We start from the raw sequence: 18,582 nt of genomic DNA on the forward strand, positions 1-18,582 counted from the left end.
GTGGCTTCACGTTCGCCGCGTCTTATGTATACAATGAGCGTATGCGAGCGAGCGACCGGGCCTACGCCACGCTGCTGGAGGAGATCCAGTCGGGCGCGCTCGGCCCGGGCGCCGTGCTCGGCGAGGTCGACCAGTCGAGCCGCCTCGGCGTGAGCCGCACGCCGCTCCGCGAAGCGCTCGGCCGCCTCGCCGCCGACGGGCTCGTCGTCCAGGCATCCCCTCGCGTCACCGTCGTCAGCGACATCGACGCCGGGGACATCCGCGAGCTGTTCGAGGTGCGCCGCGCACTCGAGGAGACCGCCGCCCGTCTCGCCGCCGAGCGCGGGGCGCGGGACGTCTTCGCCGAGATCGCCGGCGCGCTCGGCGAAACGGATGCCGCGGCCGATCCCGACGCGTACTACGCCCTCATTGCGCGCTTCGACCGCGCCCTCGACGCCGCCGTCGAGAACGACTACCTCACGGCGGCACTGAAGAACGTGCGCACCCACCTGGTGCGTGTGCGCCGCCTCGCGCGCGACAACCCCGACCGCCTCGCGGCATCCGTCGCCGAGCACCGCCTCATCGCCGCCGCGATCGCCGTGGGCGACGGCGACCTCGCCGCCCACGCCACGCACGTGCACCTGTACAACGCCCTGACCTCGATCCTCGCCTCGCTGCCGTCCACGGAAGGAACCTCATGACCGTCACCCACCACGTGCGCGTCCACCGCTCGGAGGAGAACCTCGCGCGCGAAGACCAGCTCGCCTGGAAGATCGCGGAGGTCGCGGCCGACCCGGTCGCCGTCGACCCGGGCGTCGTCGACATGATCATCAACCGCGTGATCGACAACGCCGCCGTCGCCGCCGCCTCGCTCACCCGCGGCCCCGTGACCGCGGCGCGCGCGCAGGCACTCGATCACCCGGTGAGCCGCAACGGGCATGGCTCGACCGTCTTCGGCGAGCCCAACGAGACCCTCTCGAGCCCCGAGTGGGCGGCCTGGGCGAACGGCGTCGCGGTCCGCGAACTCGACTACCACGACACGTTCCTCGCGGCCGAGTACTCGCACCCGGGCGACAACATCCCCCCGATCGTCGCGGTCGCCCAGCACGTCGGCGCCGACGGCGCGGCGCTCGTCCGTGGCATCGCGACCGGATATGAGATCCAGATGGACCTCGTGCGCGCCATCTCGCTGCACAAGCACAAGATCGACCACGTCGCCCACCTCGGCCCCTCGGCCGCGGCCGGCATCGGCACCCTGCTCGGCCTCGACGAGGCGACGATCTACCAGGCCGTGAGCCAGGCCCTCCACACGACGACCGCCACCCGGCAGTCGCGTAAGGGCGAGATCTCCACCTGGAAGGCGCACGCCCCCGCTTTCGCCGGCAAGATGGCCGTCGAGTCGGTCGACCGGGCCATGCGCGGCCAGACCTCACCGAGCCCCATCTACGAAGGTGAGGACGGCGTCATCGCGTGGATGCTCGACGGCCCGGATGCCTCGTACGACGTGCCGCTCCCCGCCCCCGGCGAGCCCAAGCGTGCGATCCTCGACTCGTACACGAAGGAGCACTCCGCCGAGTACCAGGCGCAGGCGTGGATCGACCTCGCGCGGAAGCTCCACGGCGAGCACCCCGAACTGGCCGACCCCGAGCGCGTGGCATCCATCGTGCTGCACACCTCGCACCACACCCACTACGTCATCGGCTCGGGCGCGAACGACCCGCAGAAGTACGACCCGGCCGCGTCGCGCGAGACGCTCGACCACTCGATCCCGTACATCTTCGCCGTCGCGCTGCAGGACGGGGGCTGGCACCACGTCGACTCGTACCTGCCGGCGCGCGCCGCCCGGGCCGACACGGTCGCGCTGTGGCAGAAGATCACGACGGCGGAGGATGCCGAGTGGACGCGCCGCTACCACTCCGAAGACCCCGACGAGAAGGCCTTCGGCGGACGCGTGGAGATCACCCTCGCCGACGGCTCCACGATCACCGATGAGATCGCCGTCGCCGACGCCCACCCGCTCGGCGCCCGGCCGTTCGCCCGCGCCGACTACATCGCGAAGTTCCGCCTGCTCGCAGAGCCCGTGCTTGCGCCGGAGGAGATCGCCAAGTTCCTCGGCCTCGCCGAGCGGCTGCCCGAGCTGACCCCCGCCGAGGTGCAGGAGCTCAACATCGCCGCCCGGCCGGGCGTCCTGGCATCCGTGCCCGCGCCGAAGGGGCTGTTCTGATGTCCGCTCGCACGTGCGCGCCGTACCGTTTGCAGGATCAGACCACACACACCGCCCCGAATCGGGCTCTGCAGGCGCGAAACCTGTGGTCTGATCCTGCATTCGGTACAACGGCGACCAGAGCAGGGCGCGCGGCGGGAGGGCTGGCCTGATGCTGTACGCGCAGACTCCGGCCGCCGAGAAGCGGCGCCTGCTGCGCGAGCGGCTCGCCGCGGGCGAGCTGCTGCGTTTCCCCGGGGCGTTCAACCCGCTGTCGGCCCGGCTGATCGAGCAGAAGGGCTTCGAAGGCGTCTACATCTCGGGCGCCGTGCTGTCGGCCGACCTGGGCCTGCCCGACATCGGCCTGACGACGCTCACCGAGGTCGCCGGGCGCGGGCAGCAGATCGCCCGCATGACCGAGCTCCCCGCGATCATCGACGCCGACACCGGCTTCGGCGAGCCGATGAACGTCGCCCGCACGATCCAGACGCTCGAGGATGCCGGGATCGCCGGCACCCACATCGAAGACCAGGTCAACCCGAAGCGCTGCGGCCACCTCGACGGCAAGCAGGTCGTCGCCGAGAACACGGCCCTCAAACGAATCCGCGCCGCCGTCGACGCGCGCCGCGACCCGAACTTCCTCATCATGGCGCGCACCGACATCCGTGCCGTCGAGGGCCTCGGCGCCGCGATCGACCGCGCGAAGGCGCTGGTGGATGCCGGGGCGGACGCCATCTTCCCCGAGGCGATGCGCGATCTCGCCGAGTTCGAAGCGGTCGCGAAGGCGGTCGACGTGCCGATCCTCGCCAACATGACCGAGTTCGGCAAGAGCGAGCTGTTCGCCGTCGATGCGCTGCGGGATGCCGGGGTGCAGATCGTCATCTGGCCGGTGTCGCTGCTGCGCATGGCGATGGGCGCCGCCGGTCGCGCACTCGATACGCTGAACGACGAGGGACACCTCACCGGGCGGCTGGGGGAGATGCAGCACCGCGCCGACCTGTACGACCTCATCGACTACGAGGCGTACAACCACTTCGACCAGAGCGTCTTCAACTTTCAGATCACGAAGGAGTGACCATGCCCGACATTCACAGGGGACTCGCCGGGGTCGTCGCCGACGTCACGGCGATCAGCAAGGTCGACCCCGAGACCAACTCGCTGCTGTACCGCGGCTACCCCGTGCACGAGCTGGCCGCCACCCAGTCGGCCGAGGCGGTCGCCTACCTGCTGTGGAACGGCGACCTGCCGACGGACGAGCAGCTCGCGGCGCTGCGGTCGACCGAGCGCGCGCACCGCGCCCTGCAGGATGACGTGAAGGCGGCGATCGACCTGACGCCGCTCGACGCGCACCCGATGGACGAGGTGCGCACGGCGGTCAGCGTGCTGGGCGCCCGCGACCTCGCCGGCACGGGCTCGGTGCTCGACGCCACGGGCACGCCCGAGGAGAACCTCGAGCGCTCGATCCGCCTGTTCGCGGCGCTGCCGGCGATCGTGGCCTACGGCCAGCGCCGTCGCCGCGGCGAGGAGCTCATCGCGCCGCGCGACGATCTCGACTACGCCGCCAACTTCCTCTGGATGACCTTCGGGGAGGAGTTCGACGACGTCGTGGTGGATGCCTTCAACCGCTCGATGATCCTGTACGCCGAGCACTCGTTCAACGCCTCGACGTTCACCGCGCGCGTCATCACCTCGACCCTGTCCGACCTGTACTCGGCCGTCGTCGGCGCGATCGGCGCGCTCAAGGGGCCGCTCCACGGCGGGGCGAACGAGGCCGTGCTGCACATCTTCGACGAGATCGGCGACGCCGACGAGGTGGAGGCCTGGCTCGACCGCGCGCTCGCCGAGAAGCGCAAGATCATGGGATTCGGGCACCGCGTCTACAAGCACGGCGACTCGCGGGTACCGACCATGAAGGCGGCGCTCGACACCCTCATCGACTACTACGACCGCCCCGACGTCGAGGCGCTGTACACGACGATCGAGCGCGAGTTCGTCGAGCGGAAGGGCATCTACCCGAACCTCGACTACCCGTCGGGTCCCGCGTACAACCTGATCGGGTTCGACACCCTGACCTTCACGCCGCTGTTCGTCGCGGCGCGGGTGGTCGGCTGGACCGCGCACATCATGGAGCAGGCCGCGTCGAACGCGCTCATCCGCCCGCTCTCGGAGTACGTCGGCCCCGACGAGCGGCACATCGCGGGCTTCGTCGACGAGGCCGGCACCTCGACGATCACGCTCCGCGCCGCCGAAGCCGAGGGCTGATCCGGCTCGAAGCATCCTCGTCCCGCCCCGCGCGCGCCGGCGCAGCGCGCCCGGCGGCACCGGGTCGGGGCGAGGATGCCTCACACCCGGATCATGGCTGAATGAGAGGATTCTCATACCGAACTGTGACCGGTCCCAGTAGCGTCGGGGGTACCTGCTCAGGGCACGGTGCCGTGCCCGTGCCCGCACACCCCGGGAGCTCCGCGTGCCTCAGTCGACGACGACCCTGTCCACCCCCGCGCGGCGCGCGTTCGCGCTGCTCGCCGCCGCCGTCCTCGTCGGGGCCGGCGCCGTCGCCGTCACTGCCGCGCCCACCCTCGCCGCCGATCGCGTGCCCACGCTCGTCGGCGACCTGCAGAGCGAGCTGGGATGCCCCGGCGACTGGGATCCCGCGTGCGCCGCGACCACGCTCGAACCGGTCGACGGCACCACGCAGTACGCGCGCACGTTCGACATGCCGGCGGGCACGTACGAGTACAAGATCGCGCTGAACGGCGCGTGGGACGAGGGCTACGGCGCCGACGGAGCGGCCGGGGGAGCGAACATCCCGCTCACCATCGCCGGACCGGCCTCGCTCCGCTTCGTCTACGACGACACCTCGCACCGCATCGCGATCGAGACCAACACCTTGGCATCCGGGTACACCGCTGCCGACGACGCGATCGTCTCCGCGCCCGTGCGCCAGGCCGGCGACGGCAAGCAGTTCTACTTCGTCATGACCGACCGGTTCGCCAACGGCGACACCGCGAACGACACCGGCGGCCTCACCGGCGACCGCCTCACCACCGGGTTCGACCCGACCTCGAGCGGCTTCTACAACGGCGGCGACATCGCAGGCCTGCGCGCGAACCTCGACTACATCGCGGGACTCGGCACGAACGCGATCTGGCTGACGCCGAGCTTCATGAACAAGCCCGTCCAGGGCGAGGGCGAGAACGCGAGCGCCGGGTACCACGGCTACTGGATCACCGACTTCACCCGCATCGACCCGCACCTCGGCACGAACGACGAGCTGAAGGCCTTCATCGACGACGCGCACAGCCGTGGCATCGACGTCTACTTCGACATCATCACGAACCACACCGCCGACGTCATCTCGTACGCCGAGAACCAGTACACCTACATCGACCAGGCGACGAAGCCGTACACCGATGCCGCGGGGAACGCCTTCGACCCCGCCGACTTCGCCGGCACCGACACGTTCCCGACGATGGATGCGGCCACGAGCTTCCCGTACACCCCCGTCGTCGACCCGGCCGAGGCGAACGTGAAGGTGCCGGCCTGGCTCAACGACGTCACGCTGTACCACAACCGCGGTGACTCCACCTATCAGGGCGAGTCGACGACGTACGGCGACTTCTCCGGGCTCGACGACCTCATGACCGAGAACCCGGCCGTCGTGAACGGCTTCGCCGACGTGTACGAGTCGTGGATCGACCTCGGCATCGACGGATTCCGCATCGACACGGCCAAGCACGTCGACTTCCCGTTCTGGCAGCAGTGGACGGCCAAGGTGCTCGACTACGCGCACAGTCAGGGCAAGCCCGACTTCTTCATGTTCGGCGAGGTGTACGACGCCGACCCCGCCGTGCTCTCGCCGTACGTGCGCGACACCGACATGAACTCGGTGCTCGACTTCGCGTTCCAGTCGGCCGCGACGAGCTTCGCCAAGGGCGGCGACGCGCAGGTGCTGCAGAAGATGTTCGCCGGCGACGACCGCTACACGACGCCCGACTCGTCGGCGACGGCGTTGCCGACCTTCCTCGGCAATCACGACATGGGGCGGATCGGCTACTTCCTGAAGAACACGCCGGATGCCTCGGGGCGCGATCTGCTCGCGCACGACCTGCTGTTCCTCAGCCGCGGCCAGCCGGTGGTCTACTACGGCGACGAGCAGGGCTTCACCGGGGCCGACCCCGGCGGCGACAAGAGCGCCCGGCAGACCCTGTTCGCGAGCGAGGTGCCGGAGTTTCAGAACCAGACCCTGATCGACGGCACGCCGGTGGGATCGGCCGACCGCTACGGCACCGACACGGCCCTGTACACGCACATCGCCGGGCTCTCGGCGCTGCGCGCGCAGCATCCGGCGCTCGTCGACGGCGCGCAGATCGAGCGGTACGCGAAAGACGGCGTGTACGCCTTCTCGCGCGTCGGCGCCGACGAGAAGGTCGAGTACCTTGTCGCGCTCAACAACACGGCATCCGAGGCGACCGTCACGGTGCCGACGCTGACGGCGGATGCCTCGTTCACGGGTGTCTACGGCGCGACGGGCTCGCTCACGACCGGCGCCGACGCCACGGCCGCCGTCACGGTTCCCGCCCTCTCCGCGGTCGTCTACCGCGCGGACGCCGCCGTGACAGCCCCCGCCGCGCCTGCGCCCCTCGAGGTGACGGCGCCGGCCGCCGGTGCGGGGCTGTCGGGTCAGGTCGCCGTCTCGGCGACCGCCGACCAGTCGTGGCGGCAGACGAGCTTCGCCTGGCGCGTCGTCGGCGGTGACGAGTGGCACCCGCTCGGCACGGCCGAGGACACGACGCCCGGCGTCTTCCACGACGTCGCGGGTCTCGCCGCCGGCACGCTCGTCGAGTACCGCGCCGTGTCGACCGACGCTGCCGGTGGCCGCTCCGCGGCATCCACCTACGCCTCCGTCGGCAACCGCGTGAACCTCGTCGACGACCCGGCGCCGGAGGAGCCCGACGACGCGACGCCGTACGACTTCGTCAGCATTGCGGGGTCGCTGAACACCGAGATGGGCTGCGCGGGCGACTGGGCGCCCGACTGCGATCGGGCGCAGATGACCCAGGTCGACGGCATCTGGCGGCTGACGGTCGACCTGCCCGCCGGCGACTACGAGTACAAGGTCGCGACCGAGAAGAGCTGGGACGAGAACTACGGCCAGGGCGGCGTCGCGAGCGGCCCGAACCTCGTCCTCCGCCACGCCGGCGGACCGGTGACCTTCTGGTTCGACCCGCGCACGAAGGTCGTGCAGTCGAGCGATGACGGCCCCGTCGTCACCCTCGCAGGCTCGTTCCAGTCGGAGCTCGGCTGCGCGGGCGACTGGGCGCCCGACTGCCTGCGCGCGATGATGTTCGACGGCGACCGCGACGGCGTCTACGAGTTCTCGACGACGAAGCTGCCCACCGGCTCGTACGAGCTGAAGGTCGCGCACGGGCTCAGCTGGGCGGAGAACTACGGCGCCGACGGCGCGCGCGACGGCGCGAACATCGCGTTCCCGGCCACCGAGGGCAAGCGCGTCTCGTTCCGCTACGACGTGGCGACGCACCTGCTCGAGATCGTCTCGGCCGACCCGCCGCTGCCCGGCACCGGCCAGTCGCGCGCGCACTGGATCGACGCCGACACGATCGCGTGGCCCGGCGAGCTCGGCGCACCCGCCGTCGGTGCGACCTGGCAGCTGTACGGCTCGGCCACGGCGGCGCTCGCCGTCTCGGACGGCGACGTCACCGGGACGGACGGCGACCCGGTGACGCTGACACGCGTCGGCGACGGGCTGACCGACGCGCAGCGCGCGCGCTTCCCGGCTCTCTCCGGCTTCGTCGCCCTGCACGTCGAGGGGCAGGACCGCGACGCCGTCGCGACGCTCCTGCGCGGGCAGCTTGCCGTCGCGCAGCGCGGTGCCGACGGCAAGCTCACCGCCTACACCGGCGTGCAGATCCCGGGCGTGCTCGACGACCTCTACGCCGACGCCGTCGCCGACGACGACCTGGGGGTCTCCTTCCGCGGATCCAAGCCGACCTTCCGCGTCTGGGCGCCGACGGCGCAGACGGCGACGCTCCTGACGTGGGATGCCGGTGCGACGGGCGATCCCGCGCGGCGCGAGGCATCCTTCGATTCGGCATCGGGCACCTGGAGCGTCACGGGCGGGAAGGCGCTGACCGGCGACGAGTACCTCTGGGAGGTCGGGGTCTACGCCCCGACGACCGGAAAGGTCGAGACGAACCAGGTCACGGACCCGTACGCGGTCGCGCTCACGACGAACTCGACCCGGTCGGTCGCGATCGACCTCGCCGACCCCGCGTGGGCGCCGAAGGTGTGGAAGAAGACGAAGGCGCCGGTGATCGCGCGCGACGTCGACCGTGCCATCTACGAGCTGCACATCCGCGACTTCTCGATCGGCGACGAGACGGTGCCCGAGACCGAGCGCGGCACCTACCTCGCCTTCGCCCGGGACAGCGCCGGCACGCAGCAGCTGAAGCAGCTGGCATCCGCCGGCATCAACACGGTGCACCTCCTGCCGTCGTTCGACATCGCGACGATCGAGGAGAACCGCGCCCAGCAGGCGGTGCCCGCGTGCGACCTCGCGTCGTTCGCGCCCGACTCCGCCGAGCAGCAGGCCTGCGTCGCGGCGGTCGCCGACACCGACGGGTTCAACTGGGGCTACGACCCGTTCCACTTCCAGGCGCCCGAGGGCTCGTACGCGGTGAACCCCGAGGGCGGGGCGCGCGTGGGCGAGTTCCGGACGATGGTCGGGTCGCTCCACAAGATGGGGCTGCAGGTCGTGCTCGACGAGGTGTACAACCACACCTCGGCCTCGGGGCAGGCGGACACGTCGGTGCTCGACAAGGTCGTGCCGGGCTACTACCAGCGCCTCGACGGCAACGGTGCCGTGCAGACCTCCACGTGCTGCCAGAACGTCGCCACCGAGCACGCCGTCGCGCAGAAGCTCATGGTCGACTCCGTCGTGCTGTGGGCGAAGGAGTACAAGGTCGACGGCTTCCGGTTCGACCTGATGGGGCACCACTCGAAGGACAACATGCTCGCCATCCGGGCCGCACTCGACGAGCTGACCCTCAAGAAGGACGGCGTCGACGGGAAGAAGGTGTACCTCTACGGAGAGGGCTGGAACTTCGGCGAAGTGCAGGACGACGCCCTGTTCGTGCAGGCGCGGCAGGGGAACCTCGGCGGCACCGGCATCGGCACGTTCAGCGATCGCCTCCGCGATGCGGTGCACGGCGGCAGCCCCGTCGACGCCGGCTCGACCTTCCGCCAGGGGTACGGCACGGGGCTCGCGACCGACCCGAACGGCGACCCGATCAACGGCACCCCCGAGCAGGCGCTCGCCGACCTCGGTCACCAGACCGACCTCGTCAAGCTCGGACTCGCCGGCAACCTCGCCGACTTCGCCCTGACGACCGCCGACGGCAGCGTGAAGAAGGGAGCGGAGCTCGACTACAACGGGCAGGCGGCGGGCTATGCCGACGAGCCCGAGGAGATCATCAGCTACGTCGACGCGCACGACAACGAGACGCTGTACGACCTCGGCGTGCTGAAGCTGCCGAAAGACACGACGATGGCCGACCGGGTGCGGATGAACACCCTGTCGCTCGCGACCGTGACGCTGTCGCAGACCCCGTCGTTCTGGCACGCGGGCACCGAGCTGCTGCGGTCGAAGTCGCTCGACCGCAACAGCTACAACTCGGGCGACTGGTTCAACCGGATCGACTGGACCGGTCAGGAATCGACGTTCGGGTCGGGGCTGCCCCCGGCCGCCGACAACCAGGAGAAGTGGGCCGTCATGCAGCCGCTGCTCGCGGACCCCGCCCTGAAGCCCGGGCCGGCGGACATGGCCGCGGCGGAGGCATCCGCCCTCGACCTGCTGCGGGTGCGGGGCGAGGTGCCCCTCCTGCGACTCGGCTCGGCCGACCGCATCGAGCAGAAGGTGTCGTTCCCGAACAGCGGCGCCGGCGCGACGCCGGGCGTGATCACGATGCTCGTCGACGACACGGTCGGCGCCGACGTCGATCCCGACCTGGCCGGTGCGCTCGTCGTCTTCAACGCGTCGCCCGAAGCGACCACGCAGACCGTGCCCGCGCTGTCGGGGCGCTCGTTCACGCTCACGTCGGCGCAGGCGAACGGGTCGGATGCCGTCGTGAAGACGACGACATGGGATGCCGCCACGGGCACCGTCACGGTGCCGGCCCGCTCCGTCGCGGTGCTGACCGAGGCCCAGCCGGTCGCGACCCACGTGATCGCGCAGCCGAGCCGACTGCTCGTGCGCCACGGGTCGTCGGTCAGTGTGTCGGGCAAGGTCACGGCCGACGACCGCAGCGCGCCCGTCGGCACCGTCACCGTGACCGACAACGGCACGACCGTCGCGACGGTGACCCTGGATGCCGACGACCGCGGCCGGTTCTCGGTGACGCTGCCGGCGCTCCGCCGCGGCCTGCACGTCGTGCGGGTCACCTTCACCGGTGCCCCCGGCTGGCTCGACTCCCGCGCGAGGGGGGTGCTGCCCGTCGTCGCGTACTGACGGGCGCGGACGGCGCGGACGGGCGGCGGGCCGCTGACCGGTGCGCGTGCTGACACGCGCGCGGGCAGGAGACAGGATGGATGCCATGAACATGCGCACCGCCGTCATCGTCGACGCCGTCCGCACCCCGTCGGGGCGCGGCAAGCCGGGCGGGGCGCTCAGCGGCATCCATCCGGTCGACCTCGCCGCGCACGTGCTGCGCGCGACGCTCGAACGCAACGGACTCGACTCCCGTCAGATCGACGACGTGCTGCTCGGCTGCGTGAGCCAGGTGGGCGAGCAGACGATGAACATCGCCCGGCAGGCGGTGCTCGCCGCCGGCTTCGACGAGCGGGTGCCGGCGACCACGATCGACCGGCAGTGCGGCTCGAGCCAGCAGGCGGCGCACTTCGCCGCGCAGGGCGTGATGGCCGGCCAGTACGACATCGTCATCGCCGGCGGCGTCGAGTCGATGAGCCGTGTGCCGCTCGGCATCGCGGCATCCGTCGCCGGGTCGCCCTTCTCGCCGCGCCTGCACGAGCGCTACCCCGAGGGGCTCGTCAACCAGGGCGTCTCGGCTGAGCTGATCGCCGAGCGCTGGGGCCTCAGCCGCGACGATCTCGACGCCTACGCGGCGCAGTCGCACGCTCGCGCCGCCCGTGCCGCCGCCGGGGGGCGCTTCGACTCGCAGCTGCTTCCGGTGCCCACGGAGGCGGGCGAGGTGACCGCCGACGAGACCGTGCGCCCGGGCACGAGCGTCGAGGGTCTCGCCGGGCTCGCGCCCGCGTTCCGCACGGATGCCCTGGCCGCGCGCTTCCCCGAGCTCGACTGGCGCATCACGCCCGGCAACTCGTCGCCGCTGACCGACGGCGCCTCCGCCGTGCTCATCATGAGCGAGGAGAAGGCGAACGAGCTCGGCCTCACGCCGCGGGCCCGGTTCCACTCCTTCGCCGTCGTGGGCGACGATCCGCTCCTCATGCTCACCGGGCCGATCCCCGCCACGCGGCGCATCCTCGAGCGGACGGGGCTCGGCATGGACGACCTCGACGCCTACGAGGTCAACGAGGCGTTCGCCTCGGTGCCCCTCGCCTGGGCGGCGGAGGTAGGCGCCGACCCGGAGAAGCTCAACCCGTGGGGTGGCGCCATCGCGCTCGGCCACGCGCTGGGCTCGAGCGGCACCCGGTTGCTCGGCACGCTGCTCGCGACGCTCGAGGCCACCGGCGGGCGGTACGGCCTGCAGACCATGTGCGAGGGCGGCGGCATGGCGAACGCGACGATCATCGAGCGACTCTGAGCCCGGGCGCCGGTGCGGGAGGGAGAAGGATGCCTCGGCAGAGGCAGAACCCGCCCCTCCCGCAGCGGGCGGTACTCGTCTACACTGAGCAATGTGCCCTACCGGGCCGCGACGAAGATGTCGATCTGTCTCACGAGGACGTGACTGCATGAGCCTGACTGTGACCCCTGCCGCTCTGACCGACGAGGAGCGCGCCGCCATCATCGACGCGGTGCGCGAGTTCGCGCAGTCGCGTCTCGCGCCGAACGCGCTCGACTGGGATCGGCGCAAGCACTTCCCGCGCGACGTGCTCGCCGAGGCGGGTGAGCTGGGTCTCGGCGGTATCTACGTGCGCGACGACGTCGGCGGCACCGGTCTGCGGCGCACCGATGCGGCGGCGATCTTCGAGCAGCTCGCCGTGGGCGACCCGGCGATCGCCGCCTACATCTCGATCCACAACATGGTCGCGTGGATGATCGACACGAACGGCACCGAGGCGCAGCGGCAGGAGTGGCTGCCGCGGCTCGTCACGATGCGCGATCTCGGGGCGTACTGCCTCACCGAGCCGGGCGCGGGCTCCGACGCCGCCGCCATCACCACGAGTGCGATCGCCGACGGCGACGACTACGTGCTGACCGGTGTCAAGCAGTTCATCTCGGGTGCCGGCGAGGCATCCGTCTACGTCGTGATGGCCCGCACCGGCGAGCCCGGCGCGAAGGGCATCACCGCGTTCCTCGTCCCGGCGGACGCCCCGGGGCTGAGCTTCGGCCCGAACGAGCAGAAGATGGGCTGGAACGCGCAGCCGACCCGGCAGGTGATCCTCGACGAGGTGCGGGTGCCGGCCGCGGCGATCCTCGGTGAGCTCGGCGGCGGCTTCCGCATCGCGATGAAGGGCCTGAACGGAGGCCGCGTCAACATCGCCGCGTGCTCGCTCGGCGGGGCGCAGTGGGCGCTCGACCGGGCCGTGCGCTATGTGCACGAGCGGTTCACCTTCGGCGAGGCGCTCGCCGAGCGGCAGTCGGTCGTGTTCACGCTCGCCGACATGGCGACCGAGCTGCAGGCCGCGCGCGCCCTCGTGCGCGACGCGGCGCGCGCGATCGACGAGGGAGCGCCCGACGCGGCCGCGCAGTGCGCGATGGCCAAGCGCTTCGCGACCGACGCCGGCTTCGACGTCGCCAACCGCGCGCTGCAGCTGCACGGCGGCTACGGCTACCTGCACGAGTACGGCATCGAGAAGGTCGTCCGCGATCTGCGGGTGCACCAGATCCTCGAGGGCACGAACGAGATCATGCGGGTCATCATCGGCCGCGCCGTCGTGGGAGCATGACCCCATGACGGACTACACGACGATCCTGGTCGAGCAGCGCGGACGCGTGGGCTGGATCACCCTCAACCGCCCCGAGGCGCTCAACGCCCTCAACTCCACGCTCGTGAGCGAACTCGCCCACGCGGCATCCGTGTTCGATGCCGACGAGCAGATCGGCGCCATCGTGCTCACCGGCTCGGCGCGGGCGTTCGCGGCCGGCGCCGATATCAAGGAGATGGCCGACAAGACGCCCGTCGAGATGTCGCTGCGAAACCCGTTCGCCGGCCTCGAGGAGTTCAGCCGGGTGCGCACGCCCGTCGTCGCGGCGGTCGCCGGCTACGCGCTCGGCGGCGGGTGCGAACTCGCGATGACGTGCGACATCATCCTCGCCGCCGACACCGCCACCTTCGGCCAGCCGGAGATCAACCTCGGCGTCATCCCCGGCCTCGGGGGCACCCAGCGCCTCACCCGTGCGGTCGGCTACTACAAGGCCGCCGAGCTCGTGCTCACCGGGCGCACGATGGATGCCACGGAAGCCGAGCGTGCCGGCCTCGTCTCGCGCGTCGTGCCCGCGGGCGACCTGCTCGCCGAGGCGGAGCGGGTCGCCGAGGCCATCGCGTCGAAGTCGCTGCCCGTGGCCTACGCCGCCAAGGAGGCGCTGCGCGCCTCGCAGGAGACGACCGCCGCCGAGGGGCTGCGCTTCGAGCGCGCTCTCTTCACGTCGCTGTTCGCCCTCGACGACCAGAAGGAGGGCATGGCCGCCTTCCGCGAGAAGCGCGCCGCGAACTTCACGCACCGCTGAGCGGGGCGCTGCTGCGCGCCGGGGCGGATCGCCCGGGCATCCCTTCGGCGTGCGGCGGCGCGGCGGCGGGGCCCTCCGCGGGCGTGGGTGCAGATGGTGCGCGGCGGCCGAGCGCGAGCCGCACGCCGACGACGATCATGACGGCGACGCCGAGCACGCCTCCGGCGACGAAGGTCAGGCGCGGGCCGAGGAGGGCGGCGACGCCTACCGGCCCCACGCCGGAATCGTGCAGCAGCAGAAGCGCCGCCATCGTCGTCAGGGCGGTGCCCGCAGTCGACACCGCCCGCGCGGGCAGTGCGATGCGGACGTCCCGGGTCGCTCAGATCGAGGTGCGAAGGGTTTGCTTCATAATTACGAAGCCAATGCTTCGGATCTTGAGGTGTCAACGAGGCTGGTGCCCGTGGGCAGAGACGTCGAGCTGGACGACCTCGGGCGGATGCGCGCGATCGCGCATCCGGTGCGTTGGCAGGTGCTCAAGGAGCTGTACAGCGGAGCCGTGCTCACCGCGACGCAGGCGGGAGAGCTCACCGGGCTCTCCGCATCCGCGATGAGTTATCACCTGCAGCATCTGGCCAAACTCGGTCTCATCGAGCGCGACGCCTCCGCCGACGGGCGAGAACGGCCGTGGAAGGCGGCGGGGAGTGGCCTGCGCATGTCTGCTCAGCCCGATGCCACCGTCGGCGCGGCGATGATGCAGAACCTGCTCGCCGACCTCGCGCGACTGCTGGCCACCCCGCCGCCCGGCCCCGGGGAGGCGTCGCCTGCCGCGACCGGGTCCGCGGAGTGAATCCTCGGAGCCGTCCCGCACGGTGAATCTGAGTCTCACGTTCGGCGAGACTGCGTCGCATCTCGTAGGATGGTCCCATCGCGAAGGAGAACCGATGAAGATCGTGGTGCTGGTCAAAGAAGTCCCCGACACCTATGGCGACCGAAAGCTCGATCTCGAGACCGGTCTCGCCGACCGAGCGGCGTCCGAGCGCGTGCTCGACGAGATCGGCGAGCGGGCCCTCGAGGTGGCGCTGAGCTACGCCGACGCGAACCCCGGCACCGAGGTGCAGGTCGTGTCGATGGCGCCCGAGGAGGCGTCGGCGACCATCCGCAAGGGCCTCGCGATGGGCGCCGCCTCGGCGCTGCAGGTCGTCGACCCGGCGCTCGCCGGTGCCGACCTCGGCGTCACCGCGACGGTGCTCGCCGCCGCCGTGCGCCGCGCCGGCTTCGACCTCGTCATCACCGGCAACCTCTCCACCGACGGCTCGGGCGGCGTCATCCCCGCCATGCTCGCCGAACGCCTCGGCGTGCCGCAGGCGACCGCCCTCTCCTCGGTGACGATCTCGGCGAGCGAGGTGTCGGGCACCCGTGCCACCGACGGCGGTGTCGCGCAGGTGACCGCCGCGCTGCCGGCCGTGATCTCGATCACCGAGGCACTGCCGGATGCCCGGTTCCCGAACTTCAAGGGCATCATGGCGGCGAAGAAGAAGCCGTTCGAGACGGTGTCGCTCGCCGATCTCGATGTCGACATCGACCCGGCCGCGGCGCCGCAGTCGATCCTCACGCAGGTGAGCGAGAAGCCCGCGCGCGGTGCGGGTGTCAAGATCACCGACGAGGGTGACGCGGGCGAGAAGCTCGCCGCGTACCTCATCGAGAACCGTCTGGCGTAAGGGGCAGATCATGGTGGATTTCGCTGCAGACTCGATTCTCGTCGTCCTCGACGTCACGCCTTCGGGCGAGCTCGCCTCGTCGGCGGCCGGACTGCTCGGCGCGGCCGCGCAGGTCGGCACGCCCGTCGCGCTCGTCGTGGCCCCCGGCGACGCGCAGGCCGCGCTCGCCGCGGCCGCCGGTGAGCGCGGTGCCGCGACGGTGCTCACGGCCGACCTCGGCGGCGCGGACGGCGCGCTGACCGTGCCGGTCGTCGACGCCCTCGCCGCGGCGGCCGCGCTCGTGCGCCCCGACGCCGTGCTCGTGTCGAACTCGATCGAAGGCCGCGACGTCGCGGGCCGGTTCGCCGTCCGCTCGCACTCGGCCCTCTCCGTCGACGCCGTCGGCGTCGCCCGTGACGACGAGGGCGTGCTCGCCCAGCACTCCGTCTACGGCGGCGCGTACAACGCGACCTCGGCGCCGACGTTCTCCGCTCCGGTCATCACGGTGCGCCAGGGCGTGATCGACGCGCGCGCCGACGCGGTCGCCTCTCCCGTGATCGTGCCGCTCGAGGTGACGCCGTCGGGCGCGCCCGCGGCATCCGTCACCGGATTCACGGCCGAGGTGGCGACGTCGTCGCGGCCCGAGCTCCGCGGCGCCGCGAAGGTCGTCTCGGGTGGGCGCGGCCTCGGCTCGGCCGAGAAGTTCGTGCTCGTCGAACAGCTCGCCGACGCCCTCGGCGCGGCCGTGGGTGCCTCGCGCGCCGCGGTGGATGCCGGTTACGTGCCCTACTCGGCCCAGGTCGGCCAGACCGGTGTGTCGGTCGCCCCGCAGCTGTATGTCGCTCTCGGCATCTCGGGCGCGATCCAGCACAAGGCCGGCATGCAGACCGCCAAGACGATCGTCGCGATCAATAAAGACGGCGATGCGCCGATCTTCGAAATCGCCGATTACGGCATCGTCGGCGACGTGTTCCAGGTCGTTCCCCAGCTCATCGCGGCGCTCGACGCCGACCGGGCGAAGAAGGCGTAATGGTCTCGTCGGGTTCGCCCTCGGCGCTGCGGCGCGGCCTGCCCCGCGTCGCGGGCGGCGACGCGTGGCCGCCCGCCGGCATCGTGCCCGCGGGGGCGACGCCCGCCCCGGAGACGGGTGAGGTCGTGGATGCCACGGCGACGGTCGCGGCGACGCCCGCGCTCGCATCGGCGGATGGCGCGGCGAGCGTCTCGCCGGCACCCGTCGCTTCTGCTGCTGAGCCGACGGTCGACGCATCGGCGTCAGCCGTGACTGCCGCGGCCGCGTCGCCCGCGGCCCCGGCCACCGCCGCCGTATCGACGCCGCTGCGCCGCGGCCTGCCGCGCACCCGCGGGGGAGAGGCGTGGCCGCCGGCATCCGCCGTCGCCGCGACGACCGCGTCGCCCGCCGCCCCCGCAGCGACGGCGGCCGCCGCTGCTGCGACGCCGACCGAAGTCGCTGCTGCCGTACCGGCCGCCGTCTCGGGAGCCGCCACCGGCGCGACCGCTGCAGGCCACGCCGTGGCCGCTGCCGCCGCGTCGACCGCCGGCGAACCGCTCCGCCGCGGACTGCCCCGCACCACGGGCGGCGACCCCTGGCCTCCGGCCGGCGCGGCGCGCGCCGCCGCCCCGGTCGCCGCGCCTCTCGCCTCCGCTCAGACCGCTGCGCCGGTCGCCGATGCGCCCGCCGCTGCCGCCGTCTCCGTCGAGGCATCCACTCCCGCCGCCGCCGTGGCATCCACCCCCGTAGCATCCACCCCCGTGGCATCCACCGCGCCCACCTCGACCGCCGTCGCGACCGCCGACGAGGCGCGTGCTCCGCTCACCGTGCCGCGCACGGTGTGGCCTGGGCGCGCCGCGAGCCACCGGCCCACGCCCGAGCCCCAGCCGAAGCGCATCGGGCCGTTCACGAAGGGACAGTGGGCGGGTGTCGTCATCGTCGGCGGCCTCGGGCTGCTGCTGGCCGCGGGCATGGCGGTCGCGCTCGTCCGCTTCCTGCTGAGCCTCGACGCCATGCAGGACTTCCTCGCGACCTACCCCGGCGAGTACCACCTGCCCGAGGGGGCGCCCGTCGGCATCCCCGCGTGGCTCGGCTGGCAGCACTTCTTCAACGTGTTCCTGATGGTGCTGATCATCCGCTCGGGTCTGACGATCCGGAACGAGAAGCGGCCGGCGGTCTTCTGGGCGCCCAAGAACGACCCCAAGGGCAAGACGAGCCTGACGATCTGGTTCCACCAGGCGCTCGACATCCTCTGGATCCTCAACGGCGTCGTCTTCGTCGTCCTGCTGTTCGTCACCGGGCAGTGGATGCGGATCGTGCCCACCAGCTGGGAGGTCTTCCCGAACGCGCTGAGCGCCGCGCTGCAGTACGTGTCGCTCGACTGGCCCACCGAGAACGGCTGGGTGAACTACAACTCGCTGCAGCAGCTCGCCTACTTCTCCACGGTGTTCCTCGCGGCGCCCCTCGCCATCGCGAGCGGGTTCCGGATGAGCGGCCTGTGGCCGAAGAAGAACGCGAAGCTCTCCGCCGCGATCCCGATCGAATGGGCGCGCAAGGTGCACTTCCCGACGATGCTGTTCTTCGTCGTGTTCATCATCATCCACGTCGCGCTCGTGTTCGCGACGGGGGCGCTGCGCAACCTCAACCACATGTACGCGGCGCAGGGCTCGGTCGACGGCGTCGCCTACGCCGACAACTGGACCGGGTTCTGGATGTTCGTGCTCTCGCTCGTGGTCATCGCCGCGGCCTGGATCGCGGCTCGCCCGATGACGATCGCACCGATCGCGCGACTGTTCGGCACGGTCAGCGGCCGCTGACGCGGCGGGTGCCCGCTCGCGCGGCGACCGGCGCGGCGCCGGGCCGCGCG

At 71.7% G+C, this 18,582-nt stretch carries 13 protein-coding genes; 12 read left to right on the forward strand and 1 reads right to left on the reverse strand.

The annotated features are described in order from the left end of the window. Positions 1 to 41: 41 nt before the first annotated feature. The 8 genes from FHX68_RS10805 (at position 42) to FHX68_RS10840 (ending at position 14,069) form a co-directional block, all read left to right on the forward strand. On the forward strand, positions 42 to 680 hold the full coding sequence (locus tag FHX68_RS10805; RefSeq protein ID WP_141380330.1) for a GntR family transcriptional regulator: 639 nt from the start codon (positions 42 to 44) through the stop codon (positions 678 to 680). Further along, entirely contained in the window at positions 677 to 2,203 is a 1,527-nt protein-coding gene (locus FHX68_RS10810; protein WP_141380331.1) for an MmgE/PrpD family protein, read from the forward strand. The genes FHX68_RS10805 and FHX68_RS10810 overlap by 4 nt, the downstream gene beginning before the upstream one ends. Positions 2,204 to 2,354: 151 nt before the next feature. Continuing rightward, positions 2,355 to 3,257, forward strand: a complete 903-nt coding sequence (prpB, locus tag FHX68_RS10815) for a methylisocitrate lyase (RefSeq protein ID WP_141380332.1) — start codon at positions 2,355 to 2,357, stop codon at positions 3,255 to 3,257. Then, positions 3,254 to 4,444 carry a bifunctional 2-methylcitrate synthase/citrate synthase gene (locus FHX68_RS10820; protein WP_170214218.1) on the forward strand — a complete coding sequence of 397 codons (1,191 nt, stop codon included), beginning with the start codon at positions 3,254 to 3,256 and terminating at the stop codon, positions 4,442 to 4,444. Before prpB ends, FHX68_RS10820 begins: the two co-directional genes overlap by 4 nt. A gap of 205 nt (positions 4,445 to 4,649) precedes the next feature. Beyond that, positions 4,650 to 10,709 carry a pullulanase-type alpha-1,6-glucosidase gene (gene pulA / locus FHX68_RS10825; RefSeq protein ID WP_170214219.1) on the forward strand — a complete coding sequence of 2,020 codons (6,060 nt, stop codon included), beginning with the start codon at positions 4,650 to 4,652 and terminating at the stop codon, positions 10,707 to 10,709. Positions 10,710 to 10,800: 91 nt separating this feature from the next. Then, positions 10,801 to 11,982 (forward strand): thiolase family protein, encoded by a 1,182-nt coding sequence (locus tag FHX68_RS10830; RefSeq protein ID WP_141380356.1) that lies wholly within the window; start codon positions 10,801 to 10,803, stop codon positions 11,980 to 11,982. Positions 11,983 to 12,130: 148 nt separating this feature from the next. Continuing rightward, positions 12,131 to 13,288, forward strand: coding sequence for an acyl-CoA dehydrogenase family protein (locus FHX68_RS10835; protein ID WP_141380334.1), 1,158 nt, complete (start codon positions 12,131 to 12,133; stop codon positions 13,286 to 13,288). A gap of 4 nt (positions 13,289 to 13,292) precedes the next feature. Then, entirely contained in the window at positions 13,293 to 14,069 is a 777-nt protein-coding gene (locus tag FHX68_RS10840) for an enoyl-CoA hydratase-related protein (RefSeq protein WP_141380335.1), read from the forward strand. Here FHX68_RS10840 and FHX68_RS10845 read toward each other — a convergent pair. Continuing rightward, on the reverse strand, positions 14,056 to 14,349 hold the full coding sequence (locus FHX68_RS10845; protein ID WP_141380336.1) for a hypothetical protein: 294 nt from the start codon (positions 14,347 to 14,349) through the stop codon (positions 14,056 to 14,058). The two genes, FHX68_RS10840 and FHX68_RS10845, sit on opposite strands and share 14 nt — an antisense overlap. A gap of 120 nt (positions 14,350 to 14,469) precedes the next feature. Between FHX68_RS10845 and FHX68_RS10850 the strand changes: the two genes are divergently transcribed. From FHX68_RS10850 to FHX68_RS10865, 4 genes are all read left to right on the forward strand, one after another. Then, complete coding sequence (locus tag FHX68_RS10850; protein WP_170219065.1) at positions 14,470 to 14,856, forward strand: ArsR/SmtB family transcription factor; 387 nt, start codon at positions 14,470 to 14,472, stop codon at positions 14,854 to 14,856. Positions 14,857 to 14,950: 94 nt separating this feature from the next. Further along, positions 14,951 to 15,727 (forward strand): electron transfer flavoprotein subunit beta/FixA family protein, encoded by a 777-nt coding sequence (locus FHX68_RS10855; protein WP_141380338.1) that lies wholly within the window; start codon positions 14,951 to 14,953, stop codon positions 15,725 to 15,727. 10 nt (positions 15,728 to 15,737) lie between these two features. Continuing rightward, complete coding sequence (locus FHX68_RS10860; RefSeq protein ID WP_141380339.1) at positions 15,738 to 16,736, forward strand: electron transfer flavoprotein subunit alpha/FixB family protein; 999 nt, start codon at positions 15,738 to 15,740, stop codon at positions 16,734 to 16,736. Then, positions 16,736 to 18,532 (forward strand): cytochrome b/b6 domain-containing protein, encoded by a 1,797-nt coding sequence (locus FHX68_RS10865; RefSeq protein WP_141380340.1) that lies wholly within the window; start codon positions 16,736 to 16,738, stop codon positions 18,530 to 18,532. The genes FHX68_RS10860 and FHX68_RS10865 overlap by 1 nt, the downstream gene beginning before the upstream one ends. Positions 18,533 to 18,582 lie beyond the last annotated feature (50 nt).

The organism is Microbacterium lacticum, from assembly GCF_006716815.1.
Classification (GTDB): Bacteria; Actinomycetota; Actinomycetes; order Actinomycetales; family Microbacteriaceae; genus Microbacterium; species Microbacterium lacticum.